Source organism: Roseivivax lentus (assembly GCF_900156805.1).
Classification (GTDB): domain Bacteria; phylum Pseudomonadota; class Alphaproteobacteria; order Rhodobacterales; family Rhodobacteraceae; genus Roseivivax; species Roseivivax lentus.
On sequence record NZ_FTOQ01000005.1, the window covers coordinates 168,370 to 189,252 of the forward strand.

At 65.8% G+C, this 20,883-nt stretch carries 17 protein-coding genes; 11 read left to right on the forward strand and 6 right to left on the reverse strand.

Annotated elements, in window-relative coordinates; all coding sequences use genetic code 11:
- Positions 1 to 143: 143 nt before the first annotated feature.
- The 9 genes from BW990_RS11300 to BW990_RS11340 all read left to right on the forward strand — a co-directional run bounded on the left by BW990_RS11300 (position 144) and on the right by BW990_RS11340 (position 11,797).
- Complete coding sequence (locus tag BW990_RS11300) at positions 144 to 1,409, forward strand: ABC transporter substrate-binding protein (RefSeq protein WP_076448137.1); 1,266 nt, start codon at positions 144 to 146, stop codon at positions 1,407 to 1,409.
- A gap of 118 nt (positions 1,410 to 1,527) precedes the next feature.
- Positions 1,528 to 2,475 (forward strand): carbohydrate ABC transporter permease, encoded by a 948-nt coding sequence (locus BW990_RS11305; protein WP_076448138.1) that lies wholly within the window; start codon positions 1,528 to 1,530, stop codon positions 2,473 to 2,475.
- A 1-nt stretch (position 2,476) separates the two neighbouring features.
- Positions 2,477 to 3,325: a carbohydrate ABC transporter permease gene (locus BW990_RS11310; protein WP_076448139.1), complete on the forward strand. Its 849-nt coding sequence runs from the start codon at positions 2,477 to 2,479 to the stop codon at positions 3,323 to 3,325.
- Positions 3,322 to 5,406 carry an alpha-galactosidase gene (locus tag BW990_RS11315; protein ID WP_076448140.1) on the forward strand — a complete coding sequence of 695 codons (2,085 nt, stop codon included), beginning with the start codon at positions 3,322 to 3,324 and terminating at the stop codon, positions 5,404 to 5,406. The genes BW990_RS11310 and BW990_RS11315 overlap by 4 nt, the downstream gene beginning before the upstream one ends.
- Positions 5,407 to 5,623: 217 nt before the next feature.
- Positions 5,624 to 6,289 (forward strand): DUF938 domain-containing protein, encoded by a 666-nt coding sequence (locus BW990_RS11320; protein ID WP_076448141.1) that lies wholly within the window; start codon positions 5,624 to 5,626, stop codon positions 6,287 to 6,289.
- A gap of 739 nt (positions 6,290 to 7,028) precedes the next feature.
- The gene (locus BW990_RS11325) at positions 7,029 to 8,672 is read left to right on the forward strand and encodes a BCCT family transporter (RefSeq protein ID WP_076448142.1); all 1,644 of its coding nucleotides are present in this window, start codon (positions 7,029 to 7,031) and stop codon (positions 8,670 to 8,672) included.
- A 390-nt stretch (positions 8,673 to 9,062) separates the two neighbouring features.
- Positions 9,063 to 9,488 (forward strand): lipocalin-like domain-containing protein, encoded by a 426-nt coding sequence (locus tag BW990_RS11330; RefSeq protein ID WP_076448143.1) that lies wholly within the window; start codon positions 9,063 to 9,065, stop codon positions 9,486 to 9,488.
- Positions 9,489 to 9,665: 177 nt separating this feature from the next.
- Positions 9,666 to 11,312, forward strand: a complete 1,647-nt coding sequence (locus tag BW990_RS11335) for a multicopper oxidase family protein (RefSeq protein ID WP_076448144.1) — start codon at positions 9,666 to 9,668, stop codon at positions 11,310 to 11,312.
- Entirely contained in the window at positions 11,300 to 11,797 is a 498-nt protein-coding gene (locus BW990_RS11340) for a hypothetical protein (RefSeq protein ID WP_159441634.1), read from the forward strand. Before BW990_RS11335 ends, BW990_RS11340 begins: the two co-directional genes overlap by 13 nt.
- 173 nt (positions 11,798 to 11,970) lie before the next feature.
- On the opposite strand, the gene BW990_RS11345 is transcribed toward BW990_RS11340, so the two are convergent.
- The 6 genes from BW990_RS11345 to BW990_RS11370 form a co-directional block, all read right to left on the reverse strand.
- Positions 11,971 to 12,324, reverse strand: coding sequence for a RidA family protein (locus BW990_RS11345; protein ID WP_076448146.1), 354 nt, complete (start codon positions 12,322 to 12,324; stop codon positions 11,971 to 11,973).
- An 18-nt stretch (positions 12,325 to 12,342) separates the two neighbouring features.
- Positions 12,343 to 13,077 carry a DUF3726 domain-containing protein gene (locus BW990_RS11350; protein ID WP_159441635.1) on the reverse strand — a complete coding sequence of 245 codons (735 nt, stop codon included), beginning with the start codon at positions 13,075 to 13,077 and terminating at the stop codon, positions 12,343 to 12,345.
- On the reverse strand, positions 13,074 to 14,753 hold the full coding sequence (locus BW990_RS11355) for a hypothetical protein (protein ID WP_076448147.1): 1,680 nt from the start codon (positions 14,751 to 14,753) through the stop codon (positions 13,074 to 13,076). Before BW990_RS11355 ends, BW990_RS11350 begins: the two co-directional genes overlap by 4 nt.
- A 68-nt stretch (positions 14,754 to 14,821) precedes the next feature.
- Positions 14,822 to 16,372, reverse strand: coding sequence for a BCCT family transporter (locus BW990_RS11360; RefSeq protein ID WP_076448148.1), 1,551 nt, complete (start codon positions 16,370 to 16,372; stop codon positions 14,822 to 14,824).
- A gap of 43 nt (positions 16,373 to 16,415) precedes the next feature.
- A complete protein-coding gene (locus BW990_RS11365) occupies positions 16,416 to 17,429 on the reverse strand; it encodes a membrane dipeptidase (protein ID WP_076448149.1) in 1,014 nt (337 codons plus the stop codon).
- Positions 17,426 to 18,871, reverse strand: a complete 1,446-nt coding sequence (locus BW990_RS11370; RefSeq protein WP_407690135.1) for an aldehyde dehydrogenase family protein — start codon at positions 18,869 to 18,871, stop codon at positions 17,426 to 17,428. Before BW990_RS11370 ends, BW990_RS11365 begins: the two co-directional genes overlap by 4 nt.
- 95 nt (positions 18,872 to 18,966) lie before the next feature.
- Here BW990_RS11370 and BW990_RS11375 point away from each other — a divergent pair, with 95 nt between their 5' ends.
- Both BW990_RS11375 and BW990_RS11380 read left to right on the forward strand, forming a co-directional pair.
- Positions 18,967 to 19,827, forward strand: a complete 861-nt coding sequence (locus tag BW990_RS11375; protein ID WP_076448151.1) for a LysR family transcriptional regulator — start codon at positions 18,967 to 18,969, stop codon at positions 19,825 to 19,827.
- Between the two features lie 349 nt (positions 19,828 to 20,176).
- Positions 20,177 to 20,575: a YybH family protein gene (locus BW990_RS11380; protein WP_159441636.1), complete on the forward strand. Its 399-nt coding sequence runs from the start codon at positions 20,177 to 20,179 to the stop codon at positions 20,573 to 20,575.
- Positions 20,576 to 20,883: the final 308 nt, after the last annotated feature.

The window sequence follows — 20,883 nt, forward strand, 5'->3', positions numbered from 1 at the left end:
TTCCCGGCCTTCATCGTGATTTTGCCATCCGAAATTTGCGTCATCGATGAGATTGACTCGTTTCGCCGTCTGGCATACGTCTCAAATATTGAGATGTCAAATTCAATATGCGGACCAATTCGCAATCTGACTGGGAGGAAACCATGACACTTCAGAAAAAACCTGCCTGGGTGGCGCTCGGCGTCTCCAGCCTGCTTGCCGGAGCGGCATTCGCCGGCTCGCACGGGGCGGCGCTGTCGGGAGATCTCAAGATCATCTCGGACATGTCGAACCCGGCGCCGCGCGCGGTCATGGAGGGCATGGTCGCCGACTTCCAGGAGATGCACCCCGATCTCGACATCGAGCTGACGATCGTCGACCGCGAGGCCTGGAAGACCCAGATCCGCAACGCGCTCGGCGCGAACCCGCCGGACGTGGTGAACTGGTACGCCGCCAACCGGATGCTGCCTTACGTCAATGCCGGTCTTTTCGCCGATGTCTCCGACCTCTGGGCGGAGCCCGAATTCGAGGCGCTGGCCTCCACCAAGGGCGCGATGACCATCGACGGGGCCCAGTGGGGCGTGCCCTACACCTATTACCAGTGGGGCGTTTACTACCGGAAGGACATCTTCGACGAGCTCGGCCTGAGCGAGCCCACCACCTGGGACGAAGAGAAGGCCAATTGCGAGGCGATCCTCGCTTCGGGCCGCAAGTGCTACACCATCGGCACCAAGTTCCTGTGGACCGCCGGCGGCTGGTTCGACTACCTCAACAGCCGCACCCACGGATACGACTTCCACATGGCGCTGGCCCGGGGCGAGGTCCCCTGGACGGACGACCGTGTCCGCCAGACCTTCGCCAATTGGCGCGAGCTGATCGACATGGGCGCCTTCATCGACGACCACCAGACCTATTCCTGGCAGGAGGCGCTGCCCTTCATGATCAACGGCGAGGCCGCCGCCTACCTCATGGGCAACTTCGCGGTCGCGGCCTTCCGCGACGGCGGCCTCACGGACGATCAGCTGGACTTCTACCAGTTCCCGAAGATCGCGGATGTCGATTATGCCGAGGACGCGCCGACGGACACGTTCCACATCGCGTCGGGCGCGCAGAACATGGACGCGGCCAAGGAATTCCTGCGCTTCGTCGTGTCGGTCGACAACCAGACCAAGATCAATGGCGGCGACGCTCTGGGCCAGCTGCCCGTGAACGCCAATGCCGAGATCGGTGACGACAAGTTCCTGCAGGAAGGTTTCGACATGCTGTCGAACAACGCCTCCGGCGGGATCATGCAGTTCTTCGATCGCGACTTCCCGGCCGAGATGGCCAGCGTCGGCATGGAAGGCCTGCAGGAATTCATGGTCTTCCCGGACAACCTCGACGACATCCTCGCGCGGCTCGAAGACGCCCGCGCGCGCATCTACGAGTGATCTGAGCAAGGCCCGGGGGCGGCGGCGACCGCCCCCGGGCCCGCCCTTCTGACAGCCGCCCCACCCTGCCCTGTCCGGCGGCTGTCACGAGGGTTGCATCTGCCAAGAGGGAGAGCCGATGACCTACGCCACCGTCCCAGACACCCATCCGCCCGCGCCGCGCGGCTGGTACAAACGCAATCAGATCGCGGTCACGCCGTTTCTGTTCCTGGCACCCGCGATCCTGTTCTTCGCGGTCTACGTCATCATCCCGATCGGCCAGAGCTTCTGGATCAGCCTGCACGAATGGGACGGTCTGGGCGAGGCGACATGGGTCGGCACCGCCAATTACGAGCGCCTTCTGGGCATCGGCGAGCAGAACATGGATCGCAAGTTCGAGACCTCGTTCTGGAACAACATCAAGTGGCTGATCCTCTACCTGTTGGCGATCCCCGCCGGGTTGTTCATCGCGCTCTTCCTCAATCAGACGGTACGCGGCATCCGCGTTTACAAGTCGCTGTTCTTCTTTCCCTTCGTCATCAGCCAGGTGGTCGTGGGCCTTGTCTTTTCGTGGTTCTACCTGCCGCGCGAAGGGCTTCTGAACGCCTTGATCGGCCTTTTCGGCTTCGGGCCGGTGAACATCCTCGGCGATCCGTCGCTGGCCACCTACGGCATCATCGCGGCGGGTCTGTGGCCGCAGACGGCCTATTGCATGATCCTCTACCTGACCGGCCTGAACGCCGTCGATCCCGAGCAGGTCGAGGCCGCGCGCCTCGACGGCGCCAAGGGCTGGCGGATGCTGTGGTACGTGATCTTGCCGCAGCTCAAGCCCGCGACCTTCATCGCCTTCGTCGTGACGATCATCGGCGCGCTCAGGTCCTTCGACCTCATCTCGGTCATGACCAATGGCGGCCCCTTCGGATCGACCCGCGTACTGAGCTTCTACATGTTCGAGGAATCGCTGTCGGAATTCGGCTTCCGCATGGGCTATGGCGCGGCCATCGCGGTGATCCTGTTCTTCATCATGCTGGCCTTCATCATCTACTTCCTCTGGTCGATGTACCAGGACGAAAGAGGAGGGCGCTGAGATGTTCCCGACTCCGATCGAAAAGCGTCCCCGCTCCGCGCAGCTCAGCTACCAGGCGTTCCTGCCGCTGGCTCTTATCCTCTGGCTTCTGCCGCTGATCGCGGTCGCGAATTTCTCGATCAAGCCCGAGGCGGATTTCGTGAACGGCAATTACTGGGGCATGCCGTCCTCCTTCGAGATGTTCTCGAATTACGGCCGGGTGTTCTTCGAATCGAACATGCCGCGCTATCTGCTCAATTCGCTGTTCATCACCGTGCCCACCGTGATCGGCGCGGTGGCCCTGTCGGCGATGGCGGGCTTTGCGCTGGGGGTCTACCGGTTCAAGGGGAACCTGTTCATCTTCTTCATGTTCATCGCGGGCAACTTCGTACCGTTCCAGATCCTGATGGTGCCGGTGCGCGATCTGACCATCGACCTCAACCTCTATGACACCAAGACCGGGCTGATTCTGTTTCACATCGCCTTCCAGACCGGGTTCTGCACGCTTTTCATGCGCAATTTCATCCGCGCCCTGCCCTTCCCGCTAATCGAAGCGGCACGAGTCGAGGGCGTCGCGGAGTGGAGGATCTTCTGGTACGTGGTGTTGCCCTTGATGAAGCCCGCGCTGGCCGCCCTGGCTGTGCTGATCTTCACCTTCATCTGGAACGATTACTTCTGGGCCGTGGTGCTGACCCAGGGACCGGGCGCACAACCCGTCACGGCGGGCATCACCGAGTTCAACAGCCAGTTCCGCGCCGCCTACCACCTGATGAGCGCAGGCTCCATCGTGGCCGCCCTGCCGCCGGTGGCGATGTTCTTCCTGATGCAGAAGCACTTCATTGCCGGTCTGACCCTCGGGGCCGTCAAATGATCCGATGCTGGCGTCTCGATGACAGCCGGCAGTCGCTTGTCCTCGGCTCCCGAAACAGCCACCTCGCCGAGGTGGTCTATTGGGGCCCACGGCTGCCCGACGGCGAAGACCTCGAGACGATCTACCGTGCGCATGAGATCGACGTCACCGGCGGCATGCTCGATGCCAACCCCGCTTTGTCGGTCTGCCCCGAAGCCACGCGCACCTTCCCGGGCCAGCCCGGGCTGATCCTGCGAGACGGATCGGGCAAGCCGCTCCTGCCCGACTTTCGCTTCGATGCCGCCGATCGGGACGGCACCGCGCTGGCATTAACGTTTCGCGATACGGCGCACGGGCTGAGCTACACCGCCGCCTTCACGATCAACCCCGTCACCCACGTGATCGAAGCCAGGGCCACGCTGGACTGCGACAGCCCCGTCCATCTGCACTGGCTCGCCGCGCCGGTCTTTCCCGGGCCGCAACTGGCGGACGAGATGATCGACTTCTCGGGGCGCTGGTGCGGCGAGTTCCAGATGAACCGCATCCCCTGGTCGCCCGGCATGCGGTATCGCGAGAACCGCACCGGGCGCACCGGGCACGAGCATTTCCCGGGCCTGCTGCTGCCGTGCCGGGGCGCGACCAACGCGGCGGGCGACGTCTTCGCCTTCCACTACGGATGGTCGGGCGGTCACCGCATGATCGCCGAGGAATTGCCCGACGGCCGGCGTCAAATTCAGTTCGGCCATGCCGCGCGGGTCGAGAACAACGCGAGGCAACGCTTCGAGACCGGCATTCTCTACGCCGTCTATTCCGATGACGGGATCAATGGCTGCGCCGTGGCCTTCCAGCGTCATCTGCGCGACGAGGTCGTCAATTTTCCCTTCCCCGGCAGGCCGCGCCCGGTGCACTACAATTGTTGGGAAGCGGTCTATTTCGATCACAACCTGCCGGAACTCAAGGAAATCGCTGGGATCGCCGCCGAACTTGGCGCAGAGCGCTTCGTGCTCGATGACGGCTGGTTCGGCAACCGCGACGACGACACCCGGGCGCTGTCGGACTGGGAGGTCGATCCGCGCAAATATCCCGACGGGCTGGGGCCGCTGATCGACCACGTGCACGGGCTGGGCATGAGTTTCGGCCTCTGGTTCGAGCCGGAAATGATCAACCCCGACAGCGGCATTCACCGCAAGCACCCCGAATGGGCCTTCGGCAGCGAGGACCAGATCCTCGGCCGCCAGCAGAAGGCGCTCAACATGGCGCTGCCGGAGGTGCGGGATTTCCTGTTCGACCGGGTGGGCCGGATCCTCGGCGAATACGAGATCGACTACGTCAAGTGGGACCACAACCGCGTGCTGCCCGTGCCCGACGCGGCCCAGACCCGCGGTTCCTACGAATTGATCGACCGGCTGCGCGCGGCCTTCCCCGCGACCGAGATCGAAAGCTGCGCCTCGGGCGGCGCGCGGATCGATTTCGGCATCCTGAAACGGACCCACCGGGTCTGGCTGTCCGACAGCAACGACGCCATCGAACGGCTCCGGATGCAGCACAATGCCGCGATCTTCCTGCCGATGGCGGTCACCGGGTCCCATGTGGGCCCGCGCGTCTGTCACACCTCGGGTCGCACCATCGATATCCGCTTCCGCGCCTGGGTCGCGGCGCAGCGGCATATGGGCTTCGAGATGGATCCGCGCGAATTGACGGCGGATGAGGCGCGCATCCTGAAGGAGGTCACCCGATGGTGGAAGGACAACCGCGACTGGATGGTCAAGGCCGATATCCTGCGCCTCGACAGCCCGGACCCGGCAGTGCTCGCCGAGCAGCATCTGGCGCAAGGCGGCGGGCGCTTCGTCGTCTTCGCGGGCAAGCAGGACACCTCGCGGCAGATCGCCCCCCGGCCCCTGTGTCTCACCCGTCTGAGCCGGGACGCCATGTACCGCGTCACGTTGAAGAACCGCGATGACGCGCCTGCCCTCTCGCGCGGCGATCCGCTTCTGAAATCCGCGAGCATGACCGTCAGCGGCGGCTACCTGATGCGCCACGGCCTGACTCTGCCCTGGGGCTTTCCCGAAACCATGTGGGTGGTCGAAGGCGAACTGGTCTGAGCGGGAGGTGTGGCGCAGGCCTGGCGGTCTGGTCCGGTCGCAGGTGGCGCGAACGGCCCTTGCGGGGCGATGCCGCAACCGGCGACATGCCATGGAATCGTTATCGGCAAGGGGGCGTGTGAGGCGACCGGGCCGCACCTTTTCGGGCTGAGCTTTATCCATGCCGAGGACAGAGCCATCGAGGACCTGAGACCCGCGCGATGAAGGAGCATGCACGATGACCGATTCCGCACCGGCGGACCCGCTGGCCGACCCTGCCGCCACGGCCTCGGCCTATCCCGGTCTCAGGCACGCGCCCGCGACGGCGCGCAACCGCGAACCGATCCGGCACGCGCTCGCGGACGTCTTGCCGGACCGGCCCCAGACGGTTCTGGAGATCGCTTCGGGGTCGGGAGAGCATGGGCTCTGGATGGCGCGGGCCCTGCCCCATGTGACATGGATGACCAGCGAGGCGACGGAGGACGGCCTTGCCGCCATCGAGGCCTGGCGCGCGCTTCTGCCAGAGCTCGCGGCCCGCGTCCCGCCCCCCGTTCTGATCGACGCCGCGCGTCCGCCCTGGCCGGGCCCCGAGGTGGATGCGATCTTCGTGGCGAACATGACGCATATTTCCCCCTGGGATACGACATTGGGCCTGCTCGAAGGTGCGCGGGCGCGGCTCAAGACCGGCGGGCAACTGCTGATCTACGGGCCCTTCAACGAGGACGGCGCCTTCACCGGGCCCGGCAATGCCGCCTTCGACGCCGATCTGCGCCTGCGAAATGCACAATGGGGATTGCGGGACCGCGAGGCGGTGGATGCCGCGGCGGCGGCACAGGGATTTGCCGGAGAGCCGTGCCGCGTGATGCCCTCCGATAACCGCCTGCTGGTCTATCGCCGCCTCTGACGGGTCGGTGCGCGTTTCGGTGGCATCGGGTTTCGGTTGGGACGTTTTGAGCGGAGAGATGCGCTTTTGCCCGGTGCCGGACTGGGTTTGAGCCATCTCGACGGTGTTTTCCGGCGCTGGCCGCCCGGTGGCCATATGTTCGTTCTGACATGCGGAGCCGCGTCACGAGGCCACGCATTCGGGCCTCATGCGGCACATGCGTAGGCACAAGGGTCGGAGAATTGGGCGAAGTGACCTGCCGCGGCGCGCCCCGCGTCATGGCCGCGCGACCGCAGACGATCTGGTCCCCGCGCAGGGGCTGACCAAGAATAGGCGGCACCTCTCCGGAAAGCGCTGAATGCCTGCCCATTTCGCCGAAGCCGAATGGCGCTTGTTCAAGGCAATTCCGCGTTTCGGTTGGTTTCGGGCAATGGCGTCCGAAAGCGGCATTCATGCTCCAATAGGTTTGAGGTCAGGGTGAACTGATTGCGGGCGCTATTCGTGGGACTGCCCTGCGTAGCGCTTTCATCGACCGACTTTCACCCCATCTGCCATGGCAACTTTTTCCGCTTTATCGGGGAACAAATTGAATCCTGACCGGTTTTCCAATCCTTGACGCGCGGATTCCGCGCGCCCGGGCGGTTCTGCGTCGAACGACGCAAAAGGACTGCTCCCGGGAAAAAGCGGCCGTTTCGCGTGGCAATACCCATGGGGACCGGCAAAGAAGGACGAACGAAAATTAACAGGAGGGTTCTACGGTATGACGGATGCATCATCCGCCGATCTTGATATCCCAGCGCCTTCTGGGGACGTGAATACCATCGAAACCGACTACCAGGTCGGTCAGGACAATGTCGAAAGGCGGTTTGGGCCGCTGACCTTCGACATCCACAACCCGGTCTTCATGATCAGTTCGCTGACCATACTGGGCTTTATTTTTCTGACGCTGATCTTCCAGGAACAGGCTTCGGCGGCCTTCAACTGGCTCTTTACATTCGTGACGACCACGTTCGACTGGTTCTTCCTCATCGCGGCGAATATCTTCGTGATCTTCTGCCTCGCGCTGATCGTCAGCCCTCTGGGCAAGGTGCGCCTCGGCGGGACGGATGCGACGCCGGATTTCGGCTACCTGTCGTGGTTCTCGATGCTGTTCGGGGCTGGCATGGGAATCGGCCTGATGTTCTTCGGCGTGCTCGAGCCCGTCTATCACATGCAGGCGTCGAACCCGCTGGGCCTTCAGGGGCCGTTCAGCGAGGACGGCACGCTCAACGCGGCACAGGTGGATGCGGCCCGCTCCGGCGGTCTGGCGGCCACGATCTTCCACTGGGCATTGCACCCCTGGGCCATCTACGCGGTCGTCGCGCTGAGCCTTGCGCTGTTCACCTATAACAAGGGTCTGCCGCTCTCGATCCGCTCGGCCTTCTATCCGCTGATGGGGGACCGCGTCTGGGGCTGGCCCGGCCATGTCATCGACATCATCGCCGTCTTCGCGACGCTCTTCGGCCTTGCGACCTCGCTCGGGCTCGGCGCGCAGCAAGCGGCGGCGGGCATGTCCTTCGTCTATGGCGTGCCGGACACGATCAATACGCAGGTCATCATCATCCTCGGCGTGACCGCCGTCGCGCTCGTCTCGGTCGTGCGGGGCATCGATGGCGGCGTGAAGCTGCTGTCGAACGTCAACATGGCGCTCGCCGCACTGTTGCTGGTCTTCGTGTTCTTCGCCGGTCCGACACTCCAGATCATCTCGGATGTCTTCACCGGCATGGGCGCTTACGCCACCGATGTCTGGGGCCTGTCGAACCCGTTCAACCGCGACGACGACAGCTTCCGCGAGGGCTGGACCTCGTTCTACTGGGCCTGGTGGATCTCCTGGTCGCCCTTCGTGGGCATGTTCATCGCCCGGGTGAGCCGGGGCCGCACAGTGCGCGAGTTCATCACCTGCGTGATCCTCGTCCCGTCGCTGGTCTCGGTCCTCTGGATGGCGACCTTCGGCGGCACGGCGATCAGCCAGGCGGTGGCGATGGGCACCGAGTCCGGCGTCTATCAGAACGTGATCGCGAGCTATAACGACTCCATCGCGATGTTCGCGATGTTCGGGGACATGCCGCTGACGTCCATCACCTCGACATTGGCGATCATCCTGGTGCTCGTGTTCTTCGTCACCTCGTCCGACTCGGGCAGCCTCGTGATCGACACGATCACCGCGGGCGGCAAGACCGAGGCCCCGACGGGTCAGCGCATCTTCTGGGCGACGACGGAAGGCCTGGTGGCCATCACGCTCCTCGTCGGGGGTGGCCTGACGGCGCTGCAGGCGATGGTGAACGCGACGGGCGTGTTCTTCACGGTGATCCTGCTGTTCCTGTGCTGGGCCATCGTGAGGGGCCTGCGGAGCGAACCGCGCTGACTTGAACCACGCGCCATAAGCCATCCCTTGCGCCCCCTGTCCGAAACCGGATGGGGGGCGTTTTCGTATGCTATCAGCGTGATGCGGTCCTTCATCGCGCGTGGCGTGCCGGGTCTTATTCCCTGCCGAGGCTTCACGACCATCGGACTGCAATTCGGCCGGGCCAAGTGGTCCGCCCCGGGCCGAGTGACGCTGCAAGACGGTCTCGGGACATCGCGGCCAACCGATTGATCAAGAGGGTGTCCACATTTCGTGTTGGCCAACAAGAACGAACTCTTCACCCAAGCGTCCAGAGGTGCCCAACTCCGATTGAGCGGTCGACCAACGCTCTGGGCAAACAAGCAGAGCACGTTCATCATCTGGATCGGCATGGACAGGGAGGGGACTTAGATGGCGGATGTCGAAGCGTTGATCGGTTCTTGGCGCATGGACGCATGGACGCGCACATCGGTGGAGACAGGCGAAACCACTGATGCTTTGGGAGCCTCTCCCGTTGGCTACATCGCGTATCATCGCTGCGGACGGATGATGGCATCTGTCTTCCGCCGTGATCGGTTTCCGCCGAAAGGCCAAGCATGGAGTGTGGAAGAGAAAGCGGAGCTATTCGACGAAATGCTCGCCTATGTCGCCTCCTACCGCATCGAGGGTAATCGAGTGATCCACGAGGTTGATGGTTCGTGGAACCCGAACTGGCAGGGTGCTCTCGAACGTCCATTCACGCTGGAAAACAACCGCCTGGTCATCAGCGGGGCTCCCGGCATCGACCCCACCACAGGCGAGGAAGTGATCTACCGGATGGAGTTCACCCGGGACTGATCCATGGAAGCGCGTCGACGTCATCCCTGTCCAAAGTGGTGTGAACCGACAGGGTTTGCGGCCACCTCATTGAGCAATCCGTCTGCCCGGTCGCAGGCGCACTCAATCGCTAATTGAACGGATTGGGCGATGCGGTATCCTTCCCGCCAGGATGGCCGCACTCTCATGGGGATACCGATGCGCAGACGGGACTTTCTTCGGCAAGCCGGCGCTGCGGTCGGGCTGGCGCCCGCGCTGCAGGCCCTCGGCGTCTCGCAAGCCCTCGCCCAAGCCGGGCAGCTGCTTCGGGACCTTCCGGAGCTGCGCTCCGAAAACGGCTACCTGAAGACGGAACTCATCATCGAGATGGGCCGGTTCCAGGTGGGAGGCAGGATGCTCCACCTTCCGGCCTACCGGTTCCAGCACATGGATGCCGGGTCGCTGCCGGGGCCGACGCTGCGGATCAAACCCGGTGACAAGTTCGAATGGGACCTGATCAACCGGATGGTCCCGACCGGCATCCCGGACGGCGCCACCCAAAAGCAGATCGATGATCTGAGCCAGCTGGAATATACCAACGTGCACACCCACGGGCTGCAGGTCTCGCCCGAACCCGGGGGCGACAACGTCTACCAGGAGCTCAAGCCCGGCGATCCGCCGCAGCCCTATTCCTACCAGGTCCCCGGCCCGGAGACCGGACGTCCGCAACCGGCGGGTCTTTACTGGTATCACCCGCACAAGCACGGCAGCACGTCGCGGCAAGCCTGGCAGGGCCTCTCGGGCGCCATCGTCGTCGAGGGCGATATCGACGCCGTTCCGGAAATCGCGGCCGCCCGCGAACGCGTGATTGTGCTGAACGCCCTTCTGGTGAACCCGGCCGGAGAGGTGCCCCGGGCGGGGATCGCACCCAATGCCGGGTTCTCGCCCTTCACCTCGATCCCGGCGATGCCGACCGATATCCTCCTGACGATGAATGGCCAGTTGCAGCCCGTGGTCGAGCTGCAGCCCGGCGAGGTCCAGCGCTGGCGCATACTGGCCGCCGCGCCGCACCGCTTCTACTGGCTGGAGGTGGAGGGGCACACGCTTTTCCAGATCGGCCAGGACGGCGTGCCGTTCGCAGAACCTCGGCCGGTCGACCGCATTCTGATGGCCCCGGGGAACCGCGCCGAGTTCCTGATCAAGGGCGGCAGGGCCGGAACCTACGCCATTCGGGCGGTGGAATACGAGCAAGGCCATCCCGGCGGCGCGCGCCCCGGCTGGATCATCGGCACGCTCGAGGTCGCGGGAGAGGCGCGCGACGACGCGCTTCCGACCCGGCTCGTGACCCCGCCGCGAATGCCCGATCAACCGGTGGCCCGCGCGCGCACGATCACCTTCAAGGGCGAAATCTCGGGGGGCGTGCCGAAGGGCGAATTTATCGGGGCCACGGAACATGCGGGTCATGACGACACCACCCTGCCCGCCGTGCAATTCTACCTCGACGGGAAGGTGTTCAATGCGGACCGCATCGACCAGCATGTCGTGGCGGGAACCGTCGAAGACTGGACGCTGGTGAACGAGGACGTCTTCCAGCACCCGTTCCACATCCACGTCAATCCGTTCCAGGTCGTGGCGATCAACGGCCAGCCAGTGGACGACGACACCTGGTGGGACGTGATCCCCCTGCCCTCGAAGGGGCAGATCACGGTGCGCATGTTCTTCCGGCCCGATGTCACCGGCAAGACCGTCTATCACTGTCATATCCTCCCGCATGAGGACAACGGCATGATGGCGAACCTGCGGATTTGTCCGCCGGGCAGCGATCCTTACAATCTGTCCGAGGAGGTCGATCAGTGCGAGATATGAGCCTTTCCGCCTTCCGTGTCGTCTTCAACGCGGTGTCGCTGGCGGGCCTTGCCGTATTGGCGCTCGGCAGCCCCGGCTCGGCGGGGTCGGAGACCTTGCCATGGCCGGACGATGCGGTGAAGCGGCCCTACATCTTCACCCAGCAGCACAATGTGGACGGTCGCCCGGATGCCGAGAGCCGTATCCAGAAGATCCGCCTGGACTGGCCGCTGCAGGTCCAGCTTCCGGGAAACCCGGCGGTCTGGACCTTCGTGGAAGATCAAAGCGTCCTTGTGGAGCCGCGCGGACGCACGATGGTCTACTCGCCCAACCGGATCGACGGGACGGAGTCGATTTTCGTGTTCGATTTCGCGCTCGCGGCGGATGCGAAGGACGGGGATGCGGGCGTCATCACCCTCGCCACCGAAGAGCTTCCGGCGTCGCTGGCGCCCGTCATGCCGAACGGCGTCTTCGTCGTGAAGTTTCATGTGATCGACCCCGACTGAGATCGGGATCGGCTGGTATCGCAAGGGCCTCGGGTTGCGCTGCGGGCGGATGGCGAAAACCGCTCCGCTTCGGTGCGGTCCCGGCTCCTGCAGGACTTCGACGCCCGGCATAACGCCCTCCGCGCCGTGCCGTGCACGCCATCCACCGCCACCGTATTTCGATCTTGGCTGCCTCAGACCGGCGCGCGCGCGACGACGATCATCTCCACCCGCATGCCCGGGCGGGCCAGCGCGACGCCGCAGGTCGCACGGGCCGGCGGGTTGGCAGGGTCGACCCATGCGTCCCAGACCGCGTTCATGCCCGGGAAATCGGCCATGTCGCTGAGCCAGACCTGTACCGACGCGATATCGGCCTTGCCGCCGCCGAGCTCGGCCATCACCGCATCGACCTTGTCGAGCACCTCCCGGGTCTGCGCGGTGATGTCGCCGGTCAGGTCCGAGGGCACCTGGCCTGCGAGGAAGGCGATGTCGCCGATGCGAACGGCCTGGCTCATGCGTGGTCCGGGGTTCAGTCTCTCAAGGGTCATCGGAGGTCTTTCCTTTCTTCAATCATTGTCGCCGGCGGCGGCACCGGCACCGGCGCGCGAGGCTTCGGAGGCCGGTACCGTGGTGCGCAGCGCGAAGGCGTCGAGACCGCTCAGGGTCTCCGCCGGCACGTAAAGCGGCGCGCAGGTCAGCGGCGTCTCCTCGGGGGCTGCGGCCGCGACGGAGAGCTCCGCGTCCAGCCGGGTCTCGCGCGCAAGGGCCTCCGCATCGCCGCAGATCGCGCCGTCGGCGGTCAGGAGCACCGTGCCGCGGGGCCAGACCAGCCGCACGGCAGCGCCGCGCGTCCGGGCGAAATCCGACAGGAAGGCCAGCAACAGCACCGGGTGATCGACCGGGCCCACGCGCAGCGCGGTTTCGTCCATGGCGGTTTCGGGCAGCCGGGCATGGTCGCAAAGCGCCGCGCCAAGCGCGATGGGGCAGAGACCGCCGCCGCCTTCCGCCCGAAAGGCCCCCGGCGCGACGACGGGGCAAATCTCGTGCCAGGGGCGGCCCATCGCATCGCGGAGCTGCGCCAGAAGCGCGCCGGGCCCGTCCAGCCCGCGCCCGGCCATCCAGGCCGCGGCAAAGCCCGCCTTCTCGGCGAGGCCCCAGCTCATGCCGGCGCCGCGGGCGGCCTTGAGGCAAAGCTGCGCGATCTCGTTCTGCGACAGGCGCGCGCCCGTGCCCGCTTGCACCGGCGGGCCGGACCGCGTCGGGTCGTTGGGTTCGATATCGGTCTGATGGGCCACGGTCATGTCCAGCCTCCCGGGGTCATGTCGGAGGGATAGGGCAACCCCTGAAAGAGGCTGATGCGCACCCATTTGTCGGAGCGGGGATCGAAGCGGCTGGCACCGAAGAAGGCCAACTTGCAGCGCATCAGGTCGATGGGCAGCATGGTTTCGGCGATCAGGTTGTCCTGCACCTCGGCATAGGGATGCCGGCGGACGATCTGCGCGCGCCGCGCCATGAAGCGATGCTCGGGATGGGCGAGCAGGAAGGCGGCCAGCGGCGTCTCCTCCGGCCACTCGGCCAGCGCCGCATGCAGATCCCGCGCCAGACGCGCGATGCACAGGGGCTGCTCCAGCGCCGCGCCCTCTTCCTCGAAGCGGTTTCCCAGCCGCGGCTCCAGCTTTTCCTCGGAGACATACCAGAAGCGCGCGGCGTTTTCCGGCCGGTCGAAATCCGTGGCCAGCGCCCAGTCATAATGAATCGCGAGGCTGGCAGACAGCGTCCCGACACTCATCGCGCCATCGAGACGGAACGCGGTCTCTTCATCCGCCGTCATGCAATCGGCGAGCCCGTCGACAAGCGCGCCATGCGGCTCGAGCAGCAGCGCCAGCAGCGCCTCCTGCCCTTCCAGCGACAGCGCCGCCTCGCCCCAGCGCCAAAGCGCGTCCCAGGGATGGCCGAGCTCCGGCGCGGGCCAATCGGCGACATGCTCGGCAAGGCGGGACAGGTCGCGGCGCAGCGCGTCGAGTTTGGCGATCTGGATCGGATAGGTGGACTGCCAGAGCGCGGCATTCTCCCGCGCCTCCACGAGGGCCGTGCGGAACCCCGCCACGGCGTCGGGCTCCGCCGCCTGTTGCGCCCGGACACGGGCCAGCGCCTCTTCGCGGGCCATCATCCAGTTGTTCAGCAGGACCGGGTGGCGGACGAGGAACGGCGCCATGCCGAGCCCGGTGGAATTGCCGACCCCCAGCCCCTGCCGGATGGCGGGATCGAGCCGCACGGCTGTCGCACCGCCGCGCGTGGCCGCCAGGTGTTCGGCGATGTCCACGGTGAATTGCCGGGTCAGCCAGACCGAGAGCATTTCGGCCTGGAACGGCGCGCTGAGTTCCGGCCTTTCCGCGATGTCCGCGCGGTCGGCCGCCCCGAACTTGCCCGAGCCGTAGACGGCGGTGGTCCGCATCAGGTATCCGACCGCGTCGACCTCGGCGGGATCGGGCTGCCGGCCCTGGGCCAGCCGGTCGATGACATGGGCGAAGAGCCGCACCGAGCGGTTGGCGCGGCTGAGCGACAGCTCGCGCGGGCTGACGCGGCCCGCTTCCTGCAAGGGCACATTGGCCTGCAGCCGGTCGAGATCGGCGGCGGTGGGGTCGCCGTCGAAGAGCGTGAAGGTCGCGTCCCAGGCCGTGGCGATCACCCGGTCCGAGCGCATCTCGTCGGGCAGGTCATGAGCGAAGGCCACCAGCGAATAGGTGCGATCGGGCCCCGCCGCGCGATAGACGGCGCGTCCGACGCCGGTCTCGTCGATCTCCCAGACCGGCCGGTCGAAGGTCCAGCCGTCGCGGCGCACCCGGCGCAGAAGGTTGCGGAGGAACGACAGGCGTGTCGGATGCGCGCTGCCCATCCGCGCCAGGCGCATCACCTGCGACGGCGGACGGCGGAAGGCGGCGGCCTCGGGCATCGGGTTCAGGGAAGCGCAATCCATGGTATCCTCGCGAATGGTCGGTCCATGGCGCGGGCGGGTTCGGCCCGCCCGCGCCCCAAGCGGTCGGCTCAGGCTTTCCTGCCCAGCATCAGGGTGATGCGCAGCGCGTCCCAGAGCGAGGGCAGCAGCACCAGCGACACGGGCACCGCGGTGACCACGATGAAGCTTTGCAGTTTGCCGATGCCGCCCGATCCTGTCGAGATCAGGATCAGCGCCATCACCCCCATGGCCAGCCCCCAGAAGGCGCGCAGCATGGGCGACGGGTTGTCGTCGGACATCGACGTGGCGATCACGTAGCTCATCGAGTCGCTGGTCGTGGCGACGAAGATCATCGTCAGCACGAGGAACAGAAGCGACAGCAGGAAGCCCATCGGCAGCGCCTGCGTGGTGGCCAGAAGTCCCGCGGGCAGGTTGAAGCCCTCGAACGGCCCCGAGATCACGCCGGGGGTCATCTGCTCCAGCGCGATGCCGGTGCCGCCGATGATGGTGAACCAGAAATTCGTGACGACGGGTGCGAGGATCGACAGCATCAGGATGATCGAGCGGATCGATCGGCCACGGCTGACGCGGGCGATGAAGATCGCCATCAGCGGCCCGTAGCCCAGGAACCAGCCCCAGAAGAACACCGTCCACCAGCCCAGCCAGCCTGGCGCGCCGAACAGGCCCGCCTCGCCGCGATACATCGCCATGTCGAAGAAGTTCGACAGGTAGACGCCCATGCCGCCGGCAAAGCCGTCGAAGATGAAGAAGGTCGGCCCGGCGACGAGCATGAAGGCCAGCAGCACGAAAGCGAGGATCACGTTGACCTTGGAGAGAAGCTGGATGCCCCTCGAGAGGCCCGAGATCGCCGAGACGGTATAGACGCTGGCCAGCGCGAGGATCACCACGGTCTGGGTGGCGAAGGTGTCGGGGATGCCGAAAAGCGCGTTCAGGCCATAGGACATCTGCAGGCCGAGAAAGCCGATCGGTCCGACGGTGCCCGCGACGACGGCGATGATGCAGGAGGCATCGGCGATCAGGCCGATGGGCCCGTTGATCGCCCGGTCGCCGAACAGCGGATAGAGCAGCGTGCGCGGTGCCAGCGGCAGGCCCTTGTCGTAATGGTAATGCATCAGCATGACGGTGGTCAGCGAGCCGAGGATCGCCCAGGCCAGAAAGCCCCAATGCAGGAAGCTTTGCGCCAGCGCGGCATGGGCCTGGGCCCGCGGATCGGCGCTCAGATCACCGAAGAGCGGCGGGGTCGAGAGGTAATGCGCGATGGGCTCGCCCGCCGCCCAAAACACGCCGCCGCCCGCCAGCAGCGTGCACATGATCATCGAGCCCCACTGGAAGATCGTGAATTCCGGCTTGGCGAGGTTGCCCATGCGCGTCTTGCTGCCGGGCAGGATGCAGAGCACCAGCCCGATCAGGAAGGTGGCCAGCAGCAGCACCTGCCAGTAAAGGCCGAAATAGGTGGCGGCGAAGTTGAAGCCCCAGTCGACCATGCCGGACAGCAGGTCGATGTCGAAGAGCGCCAGCGCGCAGAAGAGCGCGATGAAGCCCCCGGTGATGGCGAACAGGGGTTTGTCCACCCGTCCCAGTCCCGCGGCAAGGCCGCCCGTGTCAGTCGTATCGGTCATTGGTTTTCCTCCCCAAAAGTAAGTCCCGCCTCCCGTGCGGGGGTTATTCCGCGGCGCGCGCGACGGTGTCGTCCGACCCTTGCGCCGCGCCGAAGCTCTTCGCGAAAAAGCGCAGCCAGTTTCCTCCCATGACCGCGCCCGCCTCCGCATCGCTCATCCCGGCGGCGCAGAGACCCGCGCGGATGGTTCCGAAGTCGCGATTGTCGGCGAACCAGCCGGGCATCTCCGGAAAGCCGGGGGCCGCGGCACTGCCTTCGCCGTAATCGATCCGCTTGGTCCAGCGGCCCGTCCGCATCCATTCCACGATGCTGTCGGGGTGGTCCTGGCAGAGATCGGTGCCGATCCCCACATGGCCGCTGCCCATCAGATCGGCGGTGCGCGCGACCATGTCGCAGAAATCCTGCAGGTTGCAGGCGCTGCCGCCCTTCAGGTGATGCGGATAGACCGAGAAGCCCAGCATCCCGCCGGTCTCGCCCAGGGCCTTCAGCACGGTGTCGGATTTGTTGCGCAGCGCGGGGTGCCAGCGCGCGGGATTGGCGTGGGTGATCGCGATGGGGCGGGTCGAATGCTCGATCGCCTCCAGTGTCGAGCGTTCGCCGGAATGGCTCATGTCGACCACGAGGCCCACGCGGTTCATCTCGGTCACGACCTCGCGGCCCATGCGGGTCAGCCCGGTATCGTCGTCCTCGTAGCAGCCCGTCGCCAGCAGCGATTGGTTGTTGTAGGTCAGCTGCATGAAGCGCAGGCCCAGCGTGTGCAGGATCTCGATAAGCCCGATATCGTCCTCCATGCAGGAGGGGTTCTGCGCTCCGAAGAAGATCGCGGTGCGGCCGGTCTCCTGCGCCCGCGTCACGTCGGCGGCGGTGCGGCCCTGGAAGATCAGGTCGGGATATTGCTCGAACCAGCGGTTCCAGCGTTCGATCTGCAGCACGGTCTCGCGGAAGGTCTCGTGATAGGTGATGGTGACATGCACCGCGTCCACGCCGCCCGCGCGCATCTGGCGGAAGATCTTCTCGGACCAGTTGGCATATTGCAGCCCGTCGATCAGCACGCTCATGCCGGCGCGCCCGCCGCGACATAGGCGGTCTTCACGGTGGTGTAGAACTCGGCGGCGTAGCTACCCTGCTCGCGCGGGCCGTAGGACGAGGCGCCACGGCCGCCAAAGGGCACGTGGTAATCGGTGCCCGCCGTGGGCAGGTTCACCATGACGCAGCCCGCGCGCATATTGGCGCGGAAATGGCTGGCGCGGGCGAGGCTGCGGGTCATGATCCCGGCGGTCAGGCCGAAATCGGTGTCATCGGCGATGGCGAGCGCCTCGTCGTAGCTGCCCGCCTTCATCACGCAGGTGATCGGCGCGAACATCTCCTCGCGGTTGATGCGCATGTCGTTGAGGGTGCTCGCGAAGACCGCCGGGGCCATGTAATAACCCTCGGTCGGGCGGTCGAGCCGGCCGCCGCCGCACAAAAGCTCCGCGCCCTCTTCCTTGCCGATCCGCACATAGTCGAGGTTCTGCGCGAGCTGGCTTGCGCTGACCACGGGGCCGAGCTGCGTGCCCTCTTCCAGCGCGTGACCGACCTTGAACGCCTCTGCCGCCGCGACCAGCTTCTCGACGAAGGCGTCATGCACGGCCTCGTGCACGATCAGCCGCGAGGCGGCGGTGCATTTCTGCCCCGTCGCGCCGAAAGCCGCACCGGAGGCGCAGGCCACGGCGAGATCGAGATCGGCATCCTCCATGATGACCATGGGGTTCTTTGACCCCATCTCCATCTGCACCTTGGTCATGTTCGCGATGGCCGAGGCGGCGATGCCGCGGCCCACGGGGACGGAGCCGGTAAAGCTGATCGCCGCCACGTCGCGGCTTTCCACCAGGCGCTGCCCGACAGCGCGGCCCGGCCCCGCGACGAGGTTGAACAGGCCCGCCGGGATGTCCTGCCGGGCGATGATCTCGGTCAGGGCGACCGCGCTGGCTGGTGTCAGGTTCGCCGGTTTCCACACCACCGCATTGCCGAAGGCGAGCGCCGGGGCGATCTTCCAGGCGGGCGTCGCCACGGGGAAGTTCCAGGGCGAGATGATCGCCACCACGCCCACCGGCTCGCGGCGCACGTCGATCTCGACCCCGGGACGCACGCTTTCGGCCAGATCGCCCTGATTGCGCAGGCATTCACCGGCGTAATAGGTGAAGAACTGCCCCGCGCGATAGACCTCGCCCCTGCCCTCGGCCAGCGGCTTGCCTTCCTCGCGCGCCACGATCCGCCCGATCTCCTCGGCGCGGGCCATGAGCTCGGTGCCGATCGCCATCAGCACGTCGTGGCGCTTCTGGATGCCCGCGGCCCACCAGGCCTTCTGCGCGCGCCTGGCCGCGTCGAGCGCCGCATCCAGCTGCTCCGCGCTGGCCTGTGCGTAATGGCCGATCAGGTCCGACACATCCGACGGGTTGCGGTTTTCGATCTCGCTCTCGCCGGTTTCCCAGCGGCCGTCGATATAGAGTCCGGTTTGCATCGCGCTCATCCTCGTTTTGCTTGACATCAGTCCTTAACGGGGAGAGGAAATTCAGGCTATCTTGAATATCTGAATGTAATTTCAGGAAATCTGTAATGGCCATCAAGCTCGAGATGCTGCGCACCTTCCGGATCGTCGCCGAGCAGGGATCGCTCACCGCGGCGGCGGGGCTCCTTGCCCGGACGCCCTCGGCGGTGTCCATGACCCTTGCGCAACTGGAGGCGCATATCGGTGCCCCGCTCTTCGAGACCGACCGCAAGAACCGGCTGACGCCGCTCGGCCAGCGCGTGCTCGAGGAAAGCAGCCGCGCCACGGACGCCTTCACGCGCAGCGTCGAGGCCATCGGACGGCACGCGATCTCGACCGCGGGCACGGTGCGCATCGCCGCGGTGCCGTCAGCGGCCATCACCGTCCTGCCCGGGGTCATCGCCGCGTTCCGCCGCATCCGCCCGGACGTGCGGCTCGAAATCAGCGACGTGGACAGCGCGGCGGTGCGCCGGCGGGTCAAGCTCGACGCGGCCGATATCGGCATCCTGTCGGCGTCTTCGGACGATCCGGCGGACGGCAACGTGATCCTCGAGGACGATCTTGGCATCGTCTGCCGGAAGGACGGCGCGATCTCGCGGGCGGCGGCGGACAGTGCCGCGCTGTCCTGGGCCCTGCTCGAACGCGAACCGATCATCGCGAACCCGCTCTGCCACCTCGTCGCGCATGATTGCGTGCCGCGCCTGCTGGCGGCATGCAATCTGGAAGCCCGCAACACGACCGCGCTCTTGTCCTTCGTGCGCGCCGGTCTCGGGGCGACGGTGCTGCCGCGCGGTGCCGTGCAGCACCAGCCCGACGAGCTGGCCTTCCTGATGCCCACGGACCCGACGACCCGGCGCCAATTGCGGAAAGTCCGGTCCGAGGACCGCCATCTGGGCCCCGCGGCGGAAGCCTTCTGGGAGGCGCTTTAGTCCGGAGGTTGCCGGGAAGGTGACCCCGCCGCATGGGCGGGACCGGCTGAAAGGTTCCGGCCGCCTTTGGTTGGGGACAGGGTCGGTTCGCGTGCGGCGTCGCGTCCTTTTTAGGCCGGGGAGCCACAGGCCCTAGAACAGGATCGCGACCGCTGCGGACAGCCGGTCAACCTTCCCGGAAATCGACCGGATCGCGCGTGCAGCTTTGCGCAAGGCGCGCGTTTCGCCGGCCGATCTGACTCATGTCAATATCGGGATGCGAAGATTGGGGAATCCTCTCGGCACGACACCATTGGTTGGGAGGAAACCCGTGATCGAAATCCCCAGAGCAACCCTGGCCGCCCTCGCCGTGGCCGCCTTCACCTTGCCCGCGCCGTCTTTCGCCGACCCCGCCTCGGACGAGCAAGCGATCCTCGACATCTGGTCGACATACACCGAGGCGCGCGTCGCCGGCGACGCGGAGACCTGGCTCGGCCTATGGGATGAAGAGGGCATTCGATTGCCGCCCGGCGCCCCGGCCGTGGATTTCGCGACCTTCGCGCCGGGGACACCCGAGCGTTTCGCCAAGCCACCTGCCGCCATGGAGATCGTATCCGAGGAAGTCGTCGTGACGGGGGACTGGGCGTTTTCGCGTGGGAATTTCACCGTGAACAATGCGGTCGAGGGGAAATTCCTGACCATATTCCGTCGGCAGGATGACGGCTCGTGGCGCATTTACCGCGATGCCTTCAACTTCAATTCCGAGTAGTCGCGCGAAGAGAACGGGCTTGCGGTTCGGCTTTCGCGGCTGGGCCGTTGGCCGAGAGGCTGACATTCGTGAAGCTCGCAGCGAAAGGCGGCTCTCTGCCGATTCTGTGGAAAAACTCCTGCTCGCGAGCGCAGAATATTGGCGCTCGTGATTGGCTCAAGCGCGTTTCCCTTCAGGCGTTTCGCGGTTTCTGCGGTGCGGGAAAGATCTTCCCCAGCTTCCGGAGGTTCTGGGCGGTGGCGGCGAGCAGGAATTCGTCATTTGCGCCGCATGGTCCGCGTAGGCGGAGCCTTCCGAGGCCGAGGATG

Excerpts from the sequence above, each read along its gene's own strand:
- BW990_RS11300 (WP_076448137.1), top strand. The coding sequence starts at position 144 with ATGACACTTCAGAAAAAACCTGCCTGGGTGGCGCTCGGCGTCTCCAGC.
- BW990_RS11305 (WP_076448138.1), top strand. The coding sequence starts at position 1,528 with ATGACCTACGCCACCGTCCCAGACACCCATCCGCCCGCGCCGCGCGGC.
- BW990_RS11310 (WP_076448139.1), top strand. The coding sequence starts at position 2,477 with ATGTTCCCGACTCCGATCGAAAAGCGTCCCCGCTCCGCGCAGCTCAGC.
- BW990_RS11315 (WP_076448140.1), top strand. The coding sequence starts at position 3,322 with ATGATCCGATGCTGGCGTCTCGATGACAGCCGGCAGTCGCTTGTCCTC.
- BW990_RS11320 (WP_076448141.1), top strand. The coding sequence starts at position 5,624 with ATGACCGATTCCGCACCGGCGGACCCGCTGGCCGACCCTGCCGCCACG.
- BW990_RS11325 (WP_076448142.1), top strand. The coding sequence starts at position 7,029 with ATGACGGATGCATCATCCGCCGATCTTGATATCCCAGCGCCTTCTGGG.
- BW990_RS11330 (WP_076448143.1), top strand. The coding sequence starts at position 9,063 with ATGGCGGATGTCGAAGCGTTGATCGGTTCTTGGCGCATGGACGCATGG.
- BW990_RS11335 (WP_076448144.1), top strand. The coding sequence starts at position 9,666 with ATGCGCAGACGGGACTTTCTTCGGCAAGCCGGCGCTGCGGTCGGGCTG.
- BW990_RS11345 (WP_076448146.1), bottom strand. The coding sequence starts at position 12,324 with ATGACCCTTGAGAGACTGAACCCCGGACCACGCATGAGCCAGGCCGTT.
- BW990_RS11350 (WP_159441635.1), bottom strand. The coding sequence starts at position 13,077 with ATGACCGTGGCCCATCAGACCGATATCGAACCCAACGACCCGACGCGG.
- BW990_RS11355 (WP_076448147.1), bottom strand. The coding sequence starts at position 14,753 with ATGGATTGCGCTTCCCTGAACCCGATGCCCGAGGCCGCCGCCTTCCGC.
- BW990_RS11360 (WP_076448148.1), bottom strand. The coding sequence starts at position 16,372 with ATGACCGATACGACTGACACGGGCGGCCTTGCCGCGGGACTGGGACGG.
- BW990_RS11365 (WP_076448149.1), bottom strand. The coding sequence starts at position 17,429 with ATGAGCGTGCTGATCGACGGGCTGCAATATGCCAACTGGTCCGAGAAG.
- BW990_RS11370 (WP_407690135.1), bottom strand. The coding sequence starts at position 18,871 with ATGCAAACCGGACTCTATATCGACGGCCGCTGGGAAACCGGCGAGAGC.
- BW990_RS11375 (WP_076448151.1), top strand. The coding sequence starts at position 18,967 with ATGGCCATCAAGCTCGAGATGCTGCGCACCTTCCGGATCGTCGCCGAG.